Source organism: Ferruginibacter sp., from assembly GCF_014377975.1.
Taxonomy (GTDB): domain Bacteria; phylum Bacteroidota; class Bacteroidia; order Chitinophagales; family Chitinophagaceae; genus Ferruginibacter.
Genome location: NZ_JACMOO010000038.1, coordinates 19,822 through 41,768 on the forward strand (window position 1 = coordinate 19,822; position 21,947 = coordinate 41,768).

The following is a 21,947-nucleotide window of genomic DNA, read 5'->3' on the forward strand; positions in this document are numbered from 1 at the left end:
TACACATCGAAATAATTAAAAAAACTCAAAGTCTTTTAAGTTTACAATAGCAAAGTATGTCATTTAAAAGATATCTGATGAAAGCATTGCTCGCTTTTAGCTAAACCTTTCTTACTGGTTTATTTTTTACGCAATGGATTTTCAGTATCAGTTGAAAAAGAATAAGGAACTGAAACAGCCTTCGTACCCCTTGTTTTTTCAGGTGCAGCTCCCATGGTAAAGTTTAATTGTGCACCATTTTGCAACCCGCTGTGACTGAGCCAGTTTTTGTTATAGGGTAGGTTGTTTACCTGCAGCTTTTGAACATACAAATTAACTGCACTGTTTGCTAATGCATTGATCACTATTTTTTTTCCATTTTCCAATGTGATCGTTGCTTTTTTAAATAACGGCGCACCCAACACGTATTGATCACTGGCCGGGCAAACAGGATAAAAGCCAAGAGCCGAAAACAGATACCAGGCAGAAGTTTGTCCATTGTCTTCATCACCACAATAGCCATCCGGCGTGGGTTTATACAATTTGTTCATTACTTCTCTTGCCCAATATTGTGTTTTCCAGGGCTCACCCGCATAGTTGTACAGGTAAATCATGTGCTGAATGGGTTGATTGCCATGTGCATACTGCCCCATACCGGCCACCTGCATTTCACGTATTTCATGAATCACTCTGCCGTATGCACTTTCATCAAATACCGGCGGCATCACAAACACAGAATCAAGCATATCTGTAAATATTTTCTTTCCTCCCATCAGGTCAATTAAACCTTGTACATCATGAAAAACCGACCAGGAATAATGCCAACTGTTTCCTTCCGTAAAAGCACCACCCCATTTAAAAGGATTGAAAGGAGACTGAAAGCTGCCATCTTTGTTTTTACCACGCATCAGTTTGCTTTGCGGATCAAAAAGATTGCGGTAGTTCTGGCTGCGCCTTGCATATAATTCAATCTCTTCCTTTGGCCTGTTCAATGCTTTGGCCAGTTTATAAATGGCATAATCATCATAAGCGTATTCCAATGTACAGGCGGCTGATTCTTTCACTGTTCCATCAAAAGGCAAATAGCCCAGTTCATTATAAATTTTAAAACCGGCACGGCCTACTGCCCGTATGGGGCCTTCGTTGTTGGCGTCTTTTAATAATGCTTCATATAAAGTATTGATATCGTAACCGCGAAGTCCTTTAATGTAAGCTTCCGATACTACCGAAGCAGAGTTGTTGCCAATCATCGTGTTGGCATAACCGGGACTTGACCATTCCGGCAACCATCCGCCTTCTTTATAATCGTTGATCAAACCTTCCTGCATCTCTTTATTTACAGAAGGATATACCAGGTTTAAGAATGGATACAATGCACGGAAAGTATCCCAGAAACCGGTACCACCATACATATACCCCGGTAAAATTTTACCATTGTACTGACTGTAATGAATGATTTGATTATTGGCATCTATCTCGTACAATTTATTGGGAAAAAACAAAGCCCGGTACATGCAGGAATAGAAAGTACGTACCTGGTCAACCGTACCGCCTTCTACCGCAATATGGCCCAGCGTTTTGTTCCAGATATTTTTTGCTTTTAGTTTGGTTGCTTCAAAATCATCATTGGCCAACTCTCTTTTTAAACTGATATCGGCCTGCTCAATGCTAATAAAGGAAGAAGCTACTTTTAAATGCACCTTCTCGCCCCTATGCGTGCTAAAACCGATCACAGCTCCTGAATGGCTGGATGTAATTTCAAGCGAATCTTTCGCCAGTGTATTATCATGCCAGGTATAACTAACCTTGAATGGCTTATCAATATAGATTACAAAATAGTTTTTGGTACCATTAATAGCGCTTCGGGTTGCCTTAGTAGAATAGCCGATTATCTTTTGTTCTTTGGGAAGCACCTTAATATAAGATCCGTTTGCATACCCATCTATTACTATGAATGAACTGTCAGCTTTTGGGTAGGTAAATCTAAATTGTGCAGCTCTTTCCGTAGGTGTAATTTCTGTGATGATATCGGCATCAGCAAGGTAAACACTATAGTAGTAAGGTTTGGCTATTTCTGCTTTGTGCGAAAACCAACTGGCCCGTTCTTCTTCTGTAAACTTCAATTTTCCACTCGCCGGCATTATGGAGAACTGCCCGTAATCATTCATCCACGGAGAAGGCTGGTGCGTTTGTTTAAACCCCCTGATTTTGTTTTGAACTCCCTCACGATCGTATGGTGACACTTCAGGCGAATAGGTATATTGCCAGCCATTACCCATGCTGCCTGTTTGTGGTGTCCAAAAATTCATGCCCCAGGGTAAGGCAATGGCCGGATAAGTATTACCGTTAGAAAAATCTCTTTTCGAATCTGTACCCATCAATGGATTTACCCATTCAACAGGATCAGTTACTTTGGTAACCATTTGGGAAAATGAACATGCCATGCAATTCGTTGCTATTATTATCAGTGTTATTTTTTTCATACTTTTTTGTTTTAATTTTTTTAGCTTCCAGGGAAGCATACACTGTTATTTAAAGTCCAAAATAACTGCTGCAATGCGTCGATCATCTAACCATCCACTGCACAGATTTTATTTATTGGCAGTCGCTGCTTTTTCCGCTAACATTGAAATTACCACTTTATCACTCCACTCCTGTGTATGCCCTGCCATTGGTGTAAAAGATATTTTTGCATCAGAAACTGGATTTTTCGTTGAATCCATAAAGGCCTTAAAAAACCTGGTTGCAACATTCGAATACAGGCCATCCATATCTCCTGTCCATATCCATATTTTTCCCTAAAGCTATGGCCCCAATACACTCCAGTTTTTTTGTAACACTTTTTTAAGGTCATATTTCTCCCACTGGCGGGCAATATCATGATCAATTTTTCCGGTAACCGGATCAAACATCAGGGAAGGAAGTCCATCGGCACCTTTAGATCCGAATACAGCATTATAGGCACCAATCTCACCACCGGAAACCCTGTAAACATTTGTACGGCTATTTACATTCTCGCCGGCAATCCAGTCTTTCATTGAAAAGGCAGGTTCTCCTAAAGTTGTTCTTCTTCCGGGTTGTAAGTATCCATAACGGTTGTAGAAAATGGTGGAATCCTGGTAAATATTGATTAACCCGTAATGCTCAAATTCAACCGATCCAGGCTATAAGACCAGGTACCATCAAAAAAATCAGGATAAAAGATCTGTAATGCAAGTGCCACCCAACCACCGGTTGAATAACCTGTGAGGTAGCGCATTTTTGTTGCGGGGTTATACTGAACCAGTTTTTCGATAGCAGGAATTAATTCTTCGGTTAACGCTTTGCCACAGGGACCATTGTTTTCGGAGTCAACCTGGTAAGTATCTCCATAAGGTCCTTGTGAATCAAGAAACACGTAAATCACCTGTGGTGCATCTTTGGAAAACCACCAATCGGTAAATTCCTTTTTATTCATCATTCCGTTTAAAGCAATGGCCCTTACATTTAAGCCTGGCGCACGATAACAAATCGGGAAAATTTTCCCAGCATGATCAAAATACCCGGAGGGCAGTAAAATAGCTGCTTTAATGAAACGGGGATTTCCAAAAAAATCTGCCAAATAATTGCTTTTAATCTCCACTGATTTTACGAAGGGGTGACTGATGATTACTGAAGGCGGGATCATTTTTTGTAATGCCAGGTGAAGGGTAGTTCTACGGGTTAACAGAATGGAATCTACTTCGCTGTATAAATTGCCAGTTACATTTTCGTTTCCATCGGTTATGTTTTGCTTATACACAACCTGGAAATAATATTTCTCCCCAACATGCGCCGACATTTTATCCATACCGGTGTTTAGGACATTTTTCCTTTTAGTGTCAATAACAAAAGATGTAGCTGGATCCCAATCTTCGGGAGTCACACCAACAGTAACTTCAGACTTACTTCTGGGTTCTTTTTCATTTTGATTGGTTAAATGTAGCAACAACCTTCCTCCCTTATTATATGCCCGTTTTATTTCAGGTGAAACAGAAATAATTACTTTATACTTTACGCCTCATAAGAATGTGTAGTGTCATTATCAAAAAACTGAAAATTGAGGGTTAATAATTTTTGCAGATCAGGTAAATAATCTTTGTTGATGTTTTGAAAGAAGGTATTAATTGTTTGATGAAATAATGTTGGCGAATCATAATACCGGGCATTGAGAATTTCCTTTTTTGTAAATTTCCAAAGCTGTTCAATAATATTAAGATTAGGTGAATAGGTTGGTAGAAAGCGTAAATGAATACCGGGGGATTTTGCCCAGGTGGTTACAAAAAAACAGTAGAGGGCATCATACATTCTCCATAAATTCATCGGGGTTGAAATTGTTCCGCTGCATCATTGTTTCTGCCTGTTTTTGTGTGCATGCCTTCGCCTACATAACATAAAAATTGATGGGTGAAAGGCGATGAGATATCTCGTTAATAAGTATGCATATTAATGTACGTTTTATTTTTAAATTGAAATTTTATTACAGTAATCAAGGGTTAAAATGGTGATTGTTTTTTATGAGCCCGTCAATAGTTTTTTAATTAAGCTTCATTGGCGTCGCACTCTTGTACATCGTATCAATAGGGAGCAAAAAATAAAAACTCACCAATTTATAACCTGAGTAGTTTAATTACTTATGTCATTTATTTATTACTCCGTCTATCAAAGGCCATTTATCAAAGTCCCTGTCAACCGATTTGCCATCAACTGCTTTAATTACCCATTTGTTATCGGATGCTAACAAATCATATTCAATACTATAACTTTCGGGCAAATTAAATTTTGTTCCCAATAATTTTGCATCAGCATTTGACTCTACTATTTTTTTTAAAAGTTGCTTTGGATCGTTTCCGGTTAAGAGGCAAATTATTCCACAGTGACCGGAAGAATAAACAGCAATAAAAATATTAGACTGGTAACTAAATATTTTCCAGTTTTCATTTTCAACTATCGGCTTATATTCTGCCGGAACAGATACCGGGCCAGCCGCACAGGCAAAATTCTGATATACACCCGTGTTGTTCCATTTCATAAAATCAGATCCGGGACCTGAGAGATGGAATGATTGGGACAAACTTTCTGTATGATCATCCAGAAAAAGCACAATGGGCCGGGCAACAATATCGGAAGCCTTTCCCCGGCTAGCTCCGCCTGCTGATAGTACATATTTTTTACCGGCAGAATAAATTTCGGGACATGTTTTATCACCATGGCCAATTTTAATAAAATAGCCATCTCCTTTATCAGATAACAACTCCACCACTTTATCTGCCGGCCTGTAAGGCATACAGGAGCCTATGATGGCATGTACATCAGAACCATTTACATTGTGGCCTGGCGCAAGATTTGGCAGATAGGCCATCCATGATTTCATAAATACGGAATGATAGTCATTGGTTAGTTCACTAAAAGAAGCTTTATCATATCTTCTGCGCATGGGAGGATAGTGTTTAAACTGGTAACTGCCGATGGCATAGGTGTAGTTCATATAGTCCAAAACATCCCTTGCATCTTTCCGGATTTTTTCTGAAGCAAATGCTTCGAGGTTTAATAATCCTGTAATGGTATATCCTGTATAAGGCATGGAATTAAATTCATATAAGTCAGCATTACGCATTTCATGGAGCAGTTCGGATAACTTCTTTTCCATTCCGTTGGCGATATTATCATACATCGGATTATTGTTTCCCTTTGTCCGTTTCCATTGATTTTTTAAATAGCGGGAACCCTCTGTCATCAATAAATGATTTTCTGTTTCATCCACTATGCCGGCAGTGTTGGGTGTTTTGTAACGAAATTTTCCGCCTTCTTCAATCAGTAAAACATCTACCAGGTGCTGTGTGGTTTCAGGATATAAAATATGAGGCTGGTTGCCAAATAAATATAAGATGGTGCAAAGTATTGCCATGGTAAAATCATAGTCACCCTTTTTATTCAGTGCCCATACCGAGCCCGTTACACCCCAGGGAAGGGTTTTAAGGATGAGCGCATTTACTTCTGCAATATCCTTTTTCAACAAAAGTTTGCCTAGCATAATTCGGGGGGCGTTTACTTTACAGTCATCAGGGTTTAACGCACGGTTTGCCCAGGTTTGATAGATTGTATCTGCAAATACAGAATGCTGGTTCCATTTAATTTTTCTTTCAGTGGGTATATCAATATTGCCTTTCAGCAAATCGGCCCGGTGGCTTACATTCTGGCTGAAAAGAGAAATAGTAAACAAGCCGGCAGCGATGAATACTGCCAGTAAAATAAATTTGCGATTTTTTTTTCGTAGCATCATTTAATATTGGGGTGTTAGAATAATCAGGGGTTGTTTTACATCCCAGTTGGGCGGAATTTGATAGGTAATTTTAAACATGTACGGATAGTATACAGTTGTTTCAACATTGTCTTGCACAGACTCCTTATCCATAACTTCTGCATTTATTCTATGCATAGTTGTTGTAACATTTATCTGCATAGTATCCAGATCCCACCTATCCTCTTTAAAATTTTTCGGAAGTTTCGCATTCGCATACACCATTATTTCAAACGTTTTCGCCGATGTATCTGCCAGATAAATTTTCATTTGCTTTTCATCCACCACCACATTGGTTTTACCTTCGCCAGGAACCATCAGCCAGCCAATATCATTGCCGGAAGAGCGCCAGTGCATGGTAGCGGTTCTTAAAATATGCGATACTTTCCGGTTGCCCCATAAGCCACCCATCATCCATTTTGACTGAATATAAGCGGTTACTTTTTTTAGCCGGTCACCTTCATAATAATTGGAAGTAGTTCTCGACAAGAAACGGGGCGCTGTAAAATGTTTAAACTGTTCCAATGCTTTTTTAGGCATGGAAATACCGAGATCGAAAACGCAAACGATAAAGTTAGATTCATTGTGCGGACCTTCTTTTGCCGGTACTGTCGCAATGCGTGGATCATCTACTGCGGCTGCGATCCATACGCCAGCAATTGCTGTGTATTTCTTCATGTCCATACCATAACTTCTCAGGTAGGGACCACAAATATTTTGCAGATGGGCATTGTAAAACTGCGATAGGTCTAACCACAATTCTTTCTCCAGCACCTTACCCATTTCTTTGAATTGAGGGGAAACAGACAATTCACGCCACATAGCTAAACCCGTAAAATCAACACCGTAGTAGGTGGGCGAATTGTATTCGCAAAGTGTATTGTACTTCTGAAAATTGGCATAAATCTTCCTGGCTTTTTGTAAACCGGCGACCTGCATATCAGGCATATTGAACTTAGCTCCAACATAATCCTGCATAAACGAACTCATGATGGCAATATTATTATAATCAGGATTTACATTCCGCTTTATATCTCCTTTTGCTGTAAGGATAAGACAGGTTTCTATCTCCTTTTTAAAAACAGCGGAAAATTTATTTTTAAATTTTTCATAAATGGTAATGAGATCCGTGCCGATAAACTCCCGCATATTATCATCATAAGTCTTATCATTCACTGCTCCTTTAAACCCACCATATCGTTCATTGGCAAGGTCAGTATTCTGCATTGAAAAAACCCATCGCATAATAACCATCGCATTTTCAAAATCGCCCTTTTGGTTACGAAAGCATAGCGCTTCTGCCAAACGCATTTTATTTCTGGTACCGGATTTCTCATTCAGCGTTGTTGCTACGGGTATTCCCTGGGGTAGCTCTTCCAAAACAAAATCATCGAAAATCTTTCTTTGAAAATCACTCAGTGTGTTATATTCAAATTGTTTGGTGAAGAATTCATCCGCAACATCTGCCTGGCTGTAAATACGGGAAGGCAACGCCAGTTGAAGTGCCAGGATAAGTACGGTAAAGAATGTCGCTTTTTTCATTTTATTATTTTAATGATGTTAACCAACGATACAGGACTTGCGCAGTAATATATTTTACAAGACAAAGGTTTCCGTTAAACAAATATCTTGCAAACATGCACCCATCATAATAATATAAGAGCCTTTAAAACCCAACAGCTGCTTTTTACCCTGTTCCAATTCATTCCAGCGGGCTTGTGCTTCATACAATTAGGCCGTAGCACATTGTGAGGTTCCGGATTACAGGTAATGGCCAAGGCAATCGCCTGCAGAAAAATCGTACATTTCCCCGGCCACACAATACCATGTAAGGCCTCGCTACCATGATAATATTTATCAATGTTAAGCCTTGGTATATCGGGTAAACTGGCAATCAGTAAACTCACTTTTCCGTCTAAATAAAATCTGCTCAGTAAATCTTTCACCCGTAATAGTGATGCATTGCAAAACGTGAGTATCATGCTTTGTAACGGCTCTTTTGCAGCCAGTAATGAAAGTGAAATAAATAGTGAAACTAAAAATCGCATTTGCATTATAATTAGCAATTCGTTTATTTAAATCTATTCTTCCATTCCCTATTTTTAATTAGGTATTGAGCCGGCATTAATCCGGGAGGAGCTGATTTAATTATTTTTATTTTTTCTAAAAGTAATAAAGTAAAGCAAGCTTTTATTTAAATTGGTTTCATTAATTGTTTTGATATTTGATATTTTGTGAACACACTTTACAGTTTGCCAGAGATGATAACACTGTTAAAAATAAGTAGTAGAAAAAATAATTGAATATACAAGGTATCATTTATTATTAGGCATATTTTCTTCATAATCAACAGTATTGAGAAATTTATCGTTTTAAAATACGCCTAACACCCGAAGCAATTGGCTTCTGCAAACCTGTTTTAGCCGAAAAACAATCTTACCAGATGCTTTTTGTTGTCGATGGCCGCCAGGGTTTGACAGCAAAGTGGCTAAATGCTGCTGCCGTGCAAGGATGTTTTTTTTAGATCATGAGCTCCGCAAATTGTTTATTAGATATTTCTGGATTTAAACAAATAAATAAAATAAAAAGCACTCCACCGCAGACTTTATAATGAACTTAACCAACGTAAAGAAACTACCGTTGATAATCAAAAAAAATATCATGTCAGAAATAAATGCTACCACTAAAAATATACTAAAGATCTTGAAAATCTTTATCAGATAAATGCTGCCGGATTAGAGGCTAAGATTACACCACAGAAAATTTAGCATAGCCTGTCTTATGATCGATTTTTATCAATGCAAAAAGAGGCTACCCAATTACGGATAACCTCTTTGTTAAATATTATTTATAAATTTTTATTGAATCATGTAGGTGTAATAACCAGGGTTGTTTAAATATAAGGTGACGATATGTGTACCCGGCATTATGGCTCCTGAATGTGCAGGATCGCCAATATTATTACCGTTTACAACTAAGCTTCCCTTACCGGGATCGCCGTAATTTAAACCCCAGTCATTATTGGCTCTAAATTTAAATTGATCGCCGGCTGCGGTTGTTATTGTTGCAGTCCAGATATGATTATTTGCATCGTACATCATTGGAATATCTTTACCCCAACTACTAGCTGCAAAACTGCCAATTAAACTCCAGGTTGTAGCAGTGGCCGACCAGGTATTTGCAACTGTATTACCTAAAATATGATAATATCCGCCAGCGGAAACAGCTAAGTTACCACCGCCCCCAGGTATCAGTGTACCGTTTCCACCATCGCCCAATGAATTGCTCCAATCGGGTTTTGTGGTGAACTTAAAGGCATAACTACCGCCCGCAGGAATATTTACGTATCCATCAAAATTACCGTCATTTGCCGGAGCACCTAAAGCAGGTGCAGTTGCCGGTGTCCAACCCTGGTAATCGCCGGGCACATACAGCAATCCAAATAAACTTGCCTTGGTTACCGTAAAAATTCCATTCTGAAAATCTACTTTGATGGTATACATACCCGTAGCCGCAGGTGCAGGAATATTGGTATTACCCATATTTGCACCGAAAACACCCCCTTCGGAAATTTTAGGTACAGAAGCGTCTGCAATATTATATTTATCATCCCATTTACCATTTACCGGTAACAATACATAACTATTACTACCATTTAAAAAGAAGGTTCCCTGGTAAGTAACAGAATCAATCAATATAAATTGTTGCGCTACTACAGGCACCGGATTGCCCCATCCACCAGCAGTTGCATTACCAACTATAAATAACATTTTACCTGCCGGAGGCATTACTTTTGGTGGCGTAACATACGGCGTTACTTTTATTTTTACGATGTTGGATTGAAACTGGTCGTTGTTATTGCCATAAGAGGAAACCAGGCGTACATCTACATCGTAGGCTACATTAAACTTAAAACCCATCGCCAAAACAATGGCGTTTAATTCTTTTGCCGTGTAATTTGAGGTGCGTGATCCAATGATGGTTTTTGAGACTGCCTTAGAAAAATTTCTACCGGAAGAATCTATTTGAACCATGTATTTTATGGTGGAGGAATCGGTTGCATACTGCGGATTTGACCACAAAAAAGTAATTACATTTTTATTGGAATCTGCCGTAACCGGCGCAACTACATTTGTTGAAGCGCTTAAAACTGTGGCTGAACCATGGGTATAAAATGGCAAGGTATCTTTTTTACAAGCTGTAAAAAAAGCTCCTGTCACCGCCATGAAAAATAATATTTTTGAAAAATACTTCATATAGTTTTTTTTATTTGTGTACAAACGAATAAAAGCTAGCAGCCATTATTTTAATAAGCAACTGCTGAATTATAATTTGGTGAGTTTAAATTTTCCACGTTGAAAATCTACTTCAATTTTATAATTACCGGATACCGGCGGAGCCAGAATATCATTACCCTGCCATTGAAAATCGCCTCCGTAAACTGTAGCAGGATCATTTTTTACAGCGATACTATATTTATAATCCCAGGAGTTAAAATTTGAAAGAAAGGTGTAAGAATTACCACCAGAAATTGCAATACTGTTTAATACAAAATATGTTGGTGAAACCCTGGTAAATTGTTGCGAGGCCGGAGGATTATTTACCCAGCTACTTTGTACAGCACTTCCGGTTATATACAAGGTACCCGACGCAGGTGGTGTAACTTTTGGAGGTAATGAATAAGGATTGGCTGTAAATTTCAACACATTAGAATATTGAATACCTGTGCTGTTTATCAAAAAAGATTTAACCCTGATTTCTATATTATGGGCTATGGAAGGCGCTAACTGCAATTGATTTAAAAGCAAGTCGTTAAAAGCAATTTGCGTAATGGATAGCGTGAGATCTTTACTTAAAGCAATCACTTTTTTATTTGGATTGGTAAAATTTGCTCCTGTAGTATCAATCTCTACCTGGTAAGAAACATCGTATGAACTTAAACCGGTATTGAATTGATAATTGGGGTTTGTCCAGCTTAAATTTATTGCCTCATTAGCAGCACCTGCAAAACTAAGTGGGATTGCCGTAGCAGTTGCAGAAGATAAAACCGGTGCAGTTCCATTTTCGAAAACTACCCGTTGTTCGTCTTTTTTACAAGACCATAAGAGTGTTACCAGCATAAAAGCGGATATTAAAAGAAATGATATTTTTTTCATAATTAATTATTTTATAAAGATTAATAACCAGGGTTTTGTTGCAGACTTGGGTTTGCTGTAATATCCGCAGATGGCAAAGGATAAATGTTTCTGAAATCATCTACCCCGGTGCCACCTGAAATACCCCCTTTAAAAGGCCACAAATAAGTAGCATTTGTAAACAAACCATACCTTATTAAATCGGTACGACGAAACCCTTCCCAATAAAATTCCCTTGCTCTTTCGTCTAACAAATTATTAAGGGTAAGGTCGGCTGCGGCCCAGTTTCCGCTTGCATTTCCGTAAGCCCTGGTGCGAACAATATTTACGTAATTTAATGCTGTGACATTATCGCCACCTGCGCCACCTCTTAATACTGCCTCTGCATAAATTAAATACATTTCAGGTAATCTAAACACAGGAAAATCAATATCAACAAATGTTTGATTAGATCCATTTGCGCCGGCCCTTGTTTTGTTTATGTATTTTACAATCATGTAGCCATCGGTAAAAACTGTTTGAGAACCTATCTCTAAATTTTGGCCGTTGGTATAAAATTGGGCCCGTAAATCAGGTGCGCCCACACCCGGAAATTTGTTTACCAATGCCTTTGTAGTACGCAAACCAGACCATGCATTGTCTACACCATAATCGCTTGCTTTTGCTGTTCCGCCAATAGGTGCATGTGTTAAAAAAGTAGTACCACCATAATTCTGCGTATAGTTGCCATCGTAATTAATAGTAAAAATAAATTCGCTGGCATTTAAATTATTATCTGCTAGCATTAATTGACTGTACTGGTTTATTAAAGAATAACCGGCACCAATTACTTTTGAACTGTAGGTTATTGCATCTGTACTTCTGTCTATACCCGTATACACTTTTGCATTCAGATAAATTCTTGCTAAAAGCGACCATACAGCAGCCTTATCAGCACGACCATATTCATTGGTTCTTGCAGCAGCTAAATTTGGTTCGATGGCTTTTAATTCGCCTTCAATCCAGGTAAATAATTCAGCACGGCTTTTTTGTTTTGGATAAGTTCCCTGCGCCACAGGTGTTTCATCAACAAAGGGAGGTTTAGCAAAAATATCCATCATTATAGCATACTGATAAGCCCTTAAAAAACGTGCCTCGTTTCTAAATAATTTAACGCTGTCAGCACTTTGGCCGGTAATATTTTTCGAAGCAAGATTGGCATCGCTGGATTGCCTGATAAAGTCATTGGCAAGGGTAATCTGATAAAGACTACGATAATATAATCCAGTGATGAATGGGTTATTGGGTGTCCAAGCCATATTGTGAAAATCCTGGATACCGATATCACCCCATTGAATAACGGCTTCGTCAGTGGGTAATTCTTCTGCCTTCCAATACAACCTTAAAAAATCGGAGGTGCCTGCATCAATTCCTTGTATATCGCCGCTACCTGCACCATTACTACCCGTTGTAGCAAAACTGCCGTATACCTTTGCCAGTACTTGCTTATAGGCTGAGGTGCTTGTAAATAAATTGGTGCTGTTGGTACCATGAGTAGGTACAAGATCCAGTTTTTTTGTACAGGAAGATAAACCCATCGCTACAACTCCAAAAAGCAGGAGCCTATTTATCATGTTCTCTTTTATCATAAAAATATTTTTTTTAAAGATTTATTATTTATTAAAATCCAAGGTTAAAGCCTAAGGATAAAATCCGTGGCCTTGCATAAAAATTATTGTCTACCCCGTTGCCAATTTCCGGGTCGACACCTGTATATTTTGTGATGGTGAATACATTTTGCAGATTGACATTTACCCGCAGGTTTGCTTTACCATTGAACACTTTGCCAAAAGCATAACCGATATTAATGATATCCATTTTTAAGAAAGATGCATTTTGCACATAATAATCAGATAAAAAATATTTATCACTGGCGCCTTTAAAATTGGTATATAAAACATCGGTAGAACCGTTTCTTAATACGGTATTATTGCTGGTAAATATGGAGCTGGTTCTGCCGTTATTGGCTGCACCATTATTGTAGATGTAGTTACCAATACTTGCACGCATTACAAAACCTGCGTTCCATTTTTTGTAACTGAAATTACTGTTGAAACCCATAAACACTACCGGATCGGCACTTTTATATTGGTACAAATCTTTATCATTGATCACACCATCCCTGTTTCTGTCAACAAACATATCTTCAATTGGTTTACCTGCTGCATCATAAACCTGCTGGTAAACATAAAATGCTCCGCGAAGCTGATTAACAGAATTGATAAATAAAGTTGCACCGGTACCTGGTAAACTTGTTCCATCAGGATTGTATTTGTTACCGGGGTTTGCAGGGTCTGAAACAAAGGTTAATCTGGTAATTTTATTTTTATTATAAGCAATATTAAAACCCATATCTAAGGTAATATCTGTTGTACGAATAACCTGGGCATTAATATTAAGTTCTATACCCTTATTCTCCATACTGCCAACATTAGATACATATTTATTAGCAGGATTGGTACCACCGGGTATGTCTACCTGGTTTAAAAGATCCGTTGTCTTTTTAAGATAAACATCTGCACTACCGGTTATGCGATTATTTAAAAATCCAAAGTCAATACCAGCGTTTGAGGTTGCTGTCTGCTCCCATTTAATATTGGTATTGTAGCCAGCCAGGGTATACCCTCTGTAAAAACTATTTCCAAATTGATATTGGGAATTAATATCTGTAGCAAAATAATTTATAACAGATGAGTAATTCGACAACCCATCCTGCTGACCTGTTATACCATAGGCCATACGTAACTTAAGATCGGATAGAACGGAAGAGTTTTTAAGGAAAGATTCTTCTTTAATTTTCCAGGCAATAGCACCGGAAGGAAATACACCATACCGGTTATTAGCAGGAAACCTGGAAGATCCATCCGTACGGATTGTACCGGTTAATAAATAACGCCCTTTGTAGGCATAATTTAAACGACCATAATAAGACAATAAAGTATACTCTGGTTTATCGTATGGATATAACGGTTGTGCGCCTGTTCCGTTGGGCGTGCCATCTAAATAATAACCCCTGTAATTATAAACTGTTTTTAAGAAATTTTGATAGGCATAACCACCAACCAAATCGATACGGCTGTTGATTGCTTTTAGATCTTTGCCATAAGTAAGGTAAAACTCCAATAATTTATTCGCACTTGTTTCGTGCCCCTTACTTTGATTTCCTCCATGAAATTTCCCATCAATAGGGCTAACACTACCAGAAAATTTATAACTGTTAACTGCACTATCAGAAGAATAATAATTTTCTGTTCCCTGCGAAATATCATAACCAACATTCAGGATTGCATGCAGATCGGGTAAAAAATGAAATTTATAATCTATCAATGCATTGCCAATACTGCGTTGAGAAACCGCTGTATGACTATTTTGATTTAATAAGCCAACAGGGTTGTTGGGTGCGCCGTTTCTTAAACCTGTGAAAGTATTAGAAAGTAAATCCTGATAATAACCACCATAGCGGCTATTGCCGGAATATATTGGTTGTGTAGGATTAAAACTCAAGGCATTACTTACCAAACCATCAGGCGCATAATCGCTGTTAGAGCTGGATCCTTTAAGATTGATATCAACCTTTAAATGATCATTAAAAAAGTGTGGACTAAGATTAAGGGAAGCCGCAACTCTTTTAAGACTATTATCTTTTTGAATACCATCCTGGGCATAGTAACCAACGGACGCACGATAAGGCATATTGCCCAATGCCCCACTAACACTAAAGTTATTATCTGTACCTAAAGCATTTCTATAAATCTGATCTTGCCAATCTGTATTTGCCATCCCTAAGGAAGGTATAAATGCCTTTCCATCAGGATTTGTATTGGTAAGTGTTCTTAGTTGACCGGCTGTTAAAACATTCGCTTTTTTAATCAACATAGAAGCAGAGGCGAGTGTACTAAAATTAAAAACGGGTTTACCTTTTCTGCCTTTTTTAGTGGTAATTAATATTACGCCGTTGGATGCCCTTGAACCATAAATGGCGGTAGAGGATGCATCTTTTAAAATAGTAAATGATTCAATGTCATTGGGGTTAATGGTAGATAAAAAACTTGGCGCACCTTTTACGCCACCATCTACATCAACGGGTACACCATCTATTACAATTAATGGATTGTTACTTGCATTTAAAGAGGCTCCGCCCCTTATGCGGATAGAGCTTCCTGTACCAGGACCACCTCCATTAGAAATAACAGAAACACCTGCAGCCTTACCAGCAATCAATTGCTCCGGCGATGCAAACGAACCTTTATTAAAATCTTTGGCCGAAACGGTAGAAACAGATCCGGTAAGATCCTTTTTCTTTACAGAACCATACCCTACAATAATTACATCATTTAATTGCTGACTACTATTAACAAAACTAACATCTACAGTAGGTCCGTTGATGGCTTTTTCCTGACCAACAAATCCTACCGATGTAAATACCAATGCAGTGGCACCGGCCGGAGCAGTTATTTTGAAACTACCATCAGGCATTGTTTGGGTTGATACCTTTGTACCCTTTACGGTTACCGTTACTCCTGATACAGGGGTATCATCTTTGGAGTTGCTCACCTTTCCGGTTAGCTGGTTTTGAGCAATGGCTGACATTGTTATCAGCATCACTGCAATTGTACCTGCAAAATAACGGGCAATTGTTGTAATTCTTTTTTTCATATTATGCATTTGGTTTCATTTTTTAAAATGATTACGAAATAATTTAAAAAATGCTTGGTGGAAAGATTCCATATCCCGGGCGGCATTGGAGTAATCTAATATGTAGCATTTCGTTAGTATTCCGGCAAGTAGTCACCGTTTTTTAATACAGCTTTTTTTAATGTGTATTTTTTACACTGTATTAACATGTAAATTGTACACAATGTGTGTCGTTATTTTAAACTTTTATTATGTGCAGACAATTTAATTATTTTATTAGCTGCATTTTATAAAAACATTTGTAGAAAAATATACTAATTATTTAATTTAGGTAAGAAAGATTTTGGTTTGAAGTAATATCATGTTAAATAAAACGAGTATGCATATTTTAATTCCGGCTTCGATAATTTATTTTTATATTATTCCCCTGTTACACATTACCAGAATAATTTGTTTTAAATGATATTTTATTATTGAAAAAAATTTAAAAATCTATACCGGTCCATTTTTTTTCTCTTTTAGAATATTTTTCATAATTAAATTTATATAATTTTCCCGGCCGGTGAGGCACATCTTGTTCCATTTCATTGAGGTCGGTTAACAGATCCATGGAGAAGAATTTTTTTCTAAAATTTCTTCTATCCATTTTTAAATTTAAGATGGCTTCATATAAATTTTGCAGTTCGCGAAGCGAAAATTTTTTGGGTAATAAATTAAATCCAAGTGGATGCTCTTGTACTCTTTTTTGTAATTGCGTTAAACAGATATCAAAAATCTGCTGGTGATCAAAAGCAAGGTCTGTCACATTTTTTACATCATGCCAATGCAATTCATTGTCGAGTATATTTATTTTATGGTGCTGCACATTTATAAGCGAACAATAAGTTACGGTAACCACCCTGCCGGCAGGATGCCGGTTTACAGCACCAAATGTATGTACCTGTTCCAAATACACATCGCTTAAACCGGTACGCTGTTTTAATATTCGGTAAGCAGCTGCATCCAGGTCTTCCTTCGGAAAAACCAAATCGCCCAGCAATGACCATTTACCGGCATACTTTTTTAAATCACTTCTTATCAACAATACCTTTAACTTATTTTCATCAAAACCAAAAATTACACAGTCTACAGAAAGTGCAATCCTATTAATATTCTCTACTTCAGATTGTATGGCATGTAATGATTTTGCATTTTTTGATGGCAACAATTTTTCATCTGTTATCATGTGTTGTTTTTTAGAATTAGATCACCAAACCATTCAGCCTAGCGTAAATTAAACTGTCCTGCTTTATGCCAGACCACTTAAGTTTTCTTCACCTTAACCGAAATGCAGTAAGTTTCTATTTCCAGTTGATTAAACTATTTCTTACGGTATTGAGTTGAGATAAAAAATAGTTTGAGTGAAAATAGACTTCATTTATGCGCTTTCTGTTATTGCTTATTTTTTATAAAATGAAACACGTTTCCTTTGCCATTTTGCTCCAACCAAATAAAATAATTTCCGGTGGTTAACTCATTCAATTGATTTGGTAAAACCAACTGGTATTGACCCGGTGTTGCCATTCCACTGAAAAGAATTTTAAGCCGCTGTCCCAAAGGGTTTACAAGGGTTAGATTTACCATACCAGTTCCGCCAATAAAATAATCAATTACTACCTGCCCAATAACAGGATTGGGCGTTAATTTAATGCCATATCCATCCTTTAAATTTCTGATAGCAGGAATATTGAAACCGGTAGTAAAATTAGACAGCACATAATTCGTAGCAGGCGTTGCAGTACAATTCGTGCTAACCCTCCAATCGTAATTTGTACCGGGCTTTAAATTAGATAACGTTATACTTCCAGTAGTAGTATTTTTAACTTCATTCATCCATACTGTTGAGCCGGTTGGTTTAAAATCTACTGTATAAAATAAGCCATTTTGACTATTCCAGTTTAACGTGGTACTATTGTTAGTAATGTTGGAAACTAATAACCCCGATGGAGCCGGAACTGCATTGCAACCGGTTAAGCTTATGTAAACATGGTATTCGCCGGGTTGCAAAGTAATACTTTGAGTTGTACTGGCAATATTAAAACTATCGGTTACTCCATTTATACCAGTGCCTGTTCCGTTTGCTACATAATTATACCAGCCATCTGCTTTTTGAAATGTTACGGTTCTTGTTTGAGCAACAACATCCATATTTGCCACTACAGTAACATTTATGCCTCCGGCGATGGAATCTGCAATTTGAAAACGCCTTACCAATCCACCGTTATCATTGAAATCATAATTAAAAGTTGAATTATTAAATACAGATGGATTTGAAAGTCTGAGCTTAATAAGTTTTGCATAAACATTGTATAAATTGAGGCGATTTACATCAGCCATATATTCCCAATGCGGCGGTTTTGCTCCTGTTCTTGAGCCATCATTAATGCTGATATCATAACCTCTTTCGCCAAACTGCCAAAGTAATTTTGGACCCGGCACAGTAAAGAAAACTGCTGCAGCAGCAGCTTCCTTTTGTAAGGCCGTTGGTAAAGTTTTTACACTATATGTACCGGCGCCATTACCGTATTGCAAGTTTTTGTACATCAACCTTTCCTCATCATGACTTTCCATATAGCCCATTTCAGCGGGAGTTGTAAATGCCTCCTGCGGATCGTTATAAACAATTTTAGAAAAATCAGAATTACCTGCATACCCCATCGTAGCCTGGTTGTAGGCCCCGTTATTATTACCCCAAAGTAAGTATCCTTTGGCAGCATAAGCCTGTTCTTCCGTACGTTGGACGCCTAAAAATTCCAGGATCATATACGTATCAGGATATGTAGCAATTACATGATCGTAATAGCGGTTTAGGTTTGCAACACGGCTGGCATCATAATTTTCTACCGTTGTTCCATCGCTTTTCGTTTGAGTAAAACCCTTTGCAAGATCTAATCTAAAGCCATCTATTTTAAATTCCGACAACCAGTAATCCATCGATCTTTCTACCAGGTATTGCGTTGCTGCTGAAGTATGGTTTAAATCATTAAAAACACTATAAGGATGCGGAGCATTCTGGTTAAACCAGGGACTATTTGCAGCAGGACCATTTGTGGCAGCATCCCAATATAATTTACCTTCGGAATTACTGTAGGCGTCCATTTGATTGTACACTACATCCATTATTACAGCGATACCATTTTGGTGGCAGAGATCAATAAATTCTTTGTATTTATTTTTGGTTCCGTAAGCTTTATCCAGTGCGCAATAAAAAGTTGGATTATAGCCCCAGCTATCATTTCCGCTAAATTCGCTTACCGGCATTAATTCGATGGCATTAATTCCGAGGCGTTTGAAATAACCAATTGTATCAATCAGCATCTGGTAATTACGGGCATTTCCAAAGTCGCGTACCAGCAATTCGTAGGTTATCAGGTTACGTTTTTCCGGTCGTACATAATTGGTTTGCTTCCAAATATAAGCAGGTGCGCAAGGTTGCAGCACACTAACTATTCCATTTTTATTTGAAGTAACATTTGAATTGGTAGGATAAGGCATCAAATCAGGATAAGTAGCGGCGGGAATAGACGGATCGTTAAAAGGATCCAATATTTTTTCTGCATATGGATCTGCTATATAAATGGAGTTATCTACCAAATACTGATACGCATATTCGGTACCTGAAGTAAGCCCGGAAATGGTTAACCAATAGTAATTTCCATCGGGTGTTTTATTCATTTGAAATTGAGACTGCGCAAGCCAATTGCTGCCAGTAAAATCGCCGAGTACCACAGCGGAACTTTTATTGGGTGCAAAAAGTACTAAGGTTGCCGAACTGCAATCTGTACCATAATTAATACCTTCTGCAACACCTGCAGGCAATGGGGCAACGACCGCTGTTGGCGCAACATAAAATTTAGCCGAATCGTAATAACTAACACCGGCAATAACCAGTTCTGATACCAATACCTGGTTGCCGCTGGTAGTAATTATGGGGTTAGCGGTAATGGTATCTTTTGTAGTAATCGGACCGGCAACTTTTGTTCCGTTTAAATACATATTTAATGTACCTAAATTGGTGGAAGCCACAGCAGTTGAAGGTATAGCCTGATTAAGGGTGGCAACAACAGGCTCATGCGCAACAGTATAAAAAGGCAAAATATTAGGATGAATAATTTGAATATGATTGGATGCTATGTTGTAGATGGGTACATACATATCTGAGCCATCGGCATTGCGTTGCACCTTGCTACCATCGGCAGTACGAAATAACAGGGCAATGCTTAAAATAGTTTCCCCAAAAGGCACACCGCCATTTGCGGAATTAAAATAGGTACGGGTATTTGGTATGGTAAAAGACCATTTATTATTACCCAATGAAGTTGCAACCGGAGCAGTAGTTGTTGCCCAGGTAGTGGGCGTATATTTCCAATCTTTTGAATCTTTGCTGGCACTTGTAATTATCCCGAAATGCAGGTAAATGGGAGTTGTAACGCCCATTAAACCCTGGTTACCTTGTGTAGCATCTACCGTAATTGTTATACTTGAAACATCTGAAGCAAATTGTGGAGACCAGGATAATAGTTGGGCACTTACGGCAAAGCTTATAAATATAGTACTGATTGAAAGAATGATCTTTCTCATATCGCAATGGTTTAATGTGTAAATTAAACACATTATTGAAAATAGCAAAAAAATATTTTAAAAGGAAACTCCTGTTTGTAAATTCAACTTAAATTATTGTTTGAATGGCCGTAATTTTTATGCACAATGACTTACCGGAAAATACTTTCTTTAATTTAAGCGCCCGTGTATGCTACACGGTTGCACCGGGTCAAGTGTTCAATAGTTTTAATTAAATACTATAATTAAAAAAAGCCTGTAAACATTAAAGTGTACAAGCTAACATATTTTCGAAAAATCATCTTTTTCGCAATAAAGAGTTGTGGGGAAATGAAAATGTCTGACCGAAAAAATAACTTATTTCACAGCAGCAATTGCAGCTGCATAATCAGGTTCCTGGCCTATTTCAGGCACTTGTTGCTCATATACAATTTTGCCATTTTGGTCAACAACAATTACTGCACGACTCAGTAAACCACGCATAACACCATCTGCAATCTGAACACCATAGGTGTTGCCAAAATCAGACCTGAAATCTGAAAGCATTACTACATTTTTAATTCCTTCAGCGCCGCAAAATTGTTTTTGAGCAAAGGGTAAATCTTTAGAAATACAAAGTACGGTCGCATTCTTTAAGCTGGCAGCCTCTTCATTAAATTTTCTAACTGCTTTGGAACATACACCCGTATTTACACTTGGGAAAATATTCATTATAACATATTTATCCTTAAAATCGGATAAGGTCTTTTCTTTAAGATCAAGTCCGGTTAAATTAAAATCTTTAACCTGCGTTCCAACAGCTGGTAACTTCCCCACAGTAAGCGTAGGTGTACCTCCTAATGTGATAAGAGTACCACCTGTAGCATTGTCGGCAGCTTTTGTTTGAGCATAACAATTTGCAGTTAATAAGGCGGCACCGAGAAAAACTGAAAACAGGATTTTTGTAGTAAAGGCTAACTTATTTTTAAAATTCATCACAATCAATTTTTATTTAATAAAAATGAAGGTAGCTAAAATAGTTTGATCATATGATGGTTGTTTAATGAGGAAACTAATTTTTTATTTTTAATTTACTTCCATACGTACTAAGTTAATCAGCTTCCTATCAGCTTCACTGAGCAATAAATACCCTGTTACCGTTCTCCTGTTCAATGCTAAAACATTAGTTATTGACCGATGACGTAATCTCTACCTGTGTAATCGTTGAACTTCGCAATTCGTGATCTATTCTTCAACTATTT

15 protein-coding genes are annotated in these 21,947 nt (G+C 37.8%); all 15 read right to left on the bottom strand.

The annotated features are described in order from the left end of the window. Window positions 1-119 precede the first annotated feature (119 nt). Window positions 120-2,462: a GH92 family glycosyl hydrolase gene (locus tag H7254_RS02485; RefSeq protein ID WP_301931484.1), complete on the bottom strand. Its 2,343-nt coding sequence runs from the start codon at window positions 2,460-2,462 to the stop codon at window positions 120-122. Window positions 2,463-2,570: 108 nt separating this feature from the next. Continuing rightward, window positions 2,571-2,702, bottom strand: coding sequence for a hypothetical protein (locus H7254_RS02490; RefSeq protein ID WP_301931485.1), 132 nt, complete (start codon window positions 2,700-2,702; stop codon window positions 2,571-2,573). Window positions 2,703-2,783: 81 nt separating this feature from the next. Next, window positions 2,784-3,017, bottom strand: a complete 234-nt coding sequence (locus tag H7254_RS02495) for a hypothetical protein (RefSeq protein ID WP_301931486.1) — start codon at window positions 3,015-3,017, stop codon at window positions 2,784-2,786. A gap of 92 nt (window positions 3,018-3,109) precedes the next feature. Beyond that, window positions 3,110-3,949, bottom strand: coding sequence for an alpha/beta hydrolase-fold protein (locus H7254_RS02500; RefSeq protein ID WP_301931487.1), 840 nt, complete (start codon window positions 3,947-3,949; stop codon window positions 3,110-3,112). Between the two features lie 62 nt (window positions 3,950-4,011). Further along, window positions 4,012-4,320, bottom strand: coding sequence for a transposase (locus tag H7254_RS02505; protein ID WP_301931488.1), 309 nt, complete (start codon window positions 4,318-4,320; stop codon window positions 4,012-4,014). Window positions 4,321-4,636: 316 nt separating this feature from the next. Further along, complete coding sequence (locus H7254_RS02510; protein WP_301931489.1) at window positions 4,637-6,280, bottom strand: hypothetical protein; 1,644 nt, start codon at window positions 6,278-6,280, stop codon at window positions 4,637-4,639. Further along, complete coding sequence (locus tag H7254_RS02515; protein ID WP_301931490.1) at window positions 6,281-7,840, bottom strand: hypothetical protein; 1,560 nt, start codon at window positions 7,838-7,840, stop codon at window positions 6,281-6,283. Window positions 7,841-7,944: 104 nt separating this feature from the next. Then, entirely contained in the window at window positions 7,945-8,346 is a 402-nt protein-coding gene (locus H7254_RS02520) for a hypothetical protein (RefSeq protein WP_301931491.1), read from the bottom strand. A gap of 810 nt (window positions 8,347-9,156) precedes the next feature. After that, the gene (locus H7254_RS02525) at window positions 9,157-10,554 is read right to left on the bottom strand and encodes a SusE domain-containing protein (RefSeq protein ID WP_301931492.1); all 1,398 of its coding nucleotides are present in this window, start codon (window positions 10,552-10,554) and stop codon (window positions 9,157-9,159) included. Window positions 10,555-10,623: 69 nt separating this feature from the next. Next, the gene (locus tag H7254_RS02530; protein ID WP_301931493.1) at window positions 10,624-11,454 is read right to left on the bottom strand and encodes a SusE domain-containing protein; all 831 of its coding nucleotides are present in this window, start codon (window positions 11,452-11,454) and stop codon (window positions 10,624-10,626) included. A 20-nt stretch (window positions 11,455-11,474) separates the two neighbouring features. Continuing rightward, window positions 11,475-13,046 (bottom strand): RagB/SusD family nutrient uptake outer membrane protein, encoded by a 1,572-nt coding sequence (locus H7254_RS02535; RefSeq protein WP_301931494.1) that lies wholly within the window; start codon window positions 13,044-13,046, stop codon window positions 11,475-11,477. A 46-nt stretch (window positions 13,047-13,092) separates the two neighbouring features. After that, window positions 13,093-16,128: a SusC/RagA family TonB-linked outer membrane protein gene (locus H7254_RS02540; protein ID WP_301931495.1), complete on the bottom strand. Its 3,036-nt coding sequence runs from the start codon at window positions 16,126-16,128 to the stop codon at window positions 13,093-13,095. 463 nt (window positions 16,129-16,591) lie between these two features. After that, a complete protein-coding gene (locus H7254_RS02545; RefSeq protein ID WP_301931496.1) occupies window positions 16,592-17,332 on the bottom strand; it encodes an NUDIX domain-containing protein in 741 nt (246 codons plus the stop codon). A 206-nt stretch (window positions 17,333-17,538) separates the two neighbouring features. Then, window positions 17,539-20,727 (bottom strand): alpha-amylase family glycosyl hydrolase, encoded by a 3,189-nt coding sequence (locus tag H7254_RS02550; RefSeq protein ID WP_301931497.1) that lies wholly within the window; start codon window positions 20,725-20,727, stop codon window positions 17,539-17,541. Between the two features lie 336 nt (window positions 20,728-21,063). Then, window positions 21,064-21,681 (bottom strand): thiol peroxidase, encoded by a 618-nt coding sequence (gene tpx / locus H7254_RS02555; protein WP_301931498.1) that lies wholly within the window; start codon window positions 21,679-21,681, stop codon window positions 21,064-21,066. Window positions 21,682-21,947 lie beyond the last annotated feature (266 nt).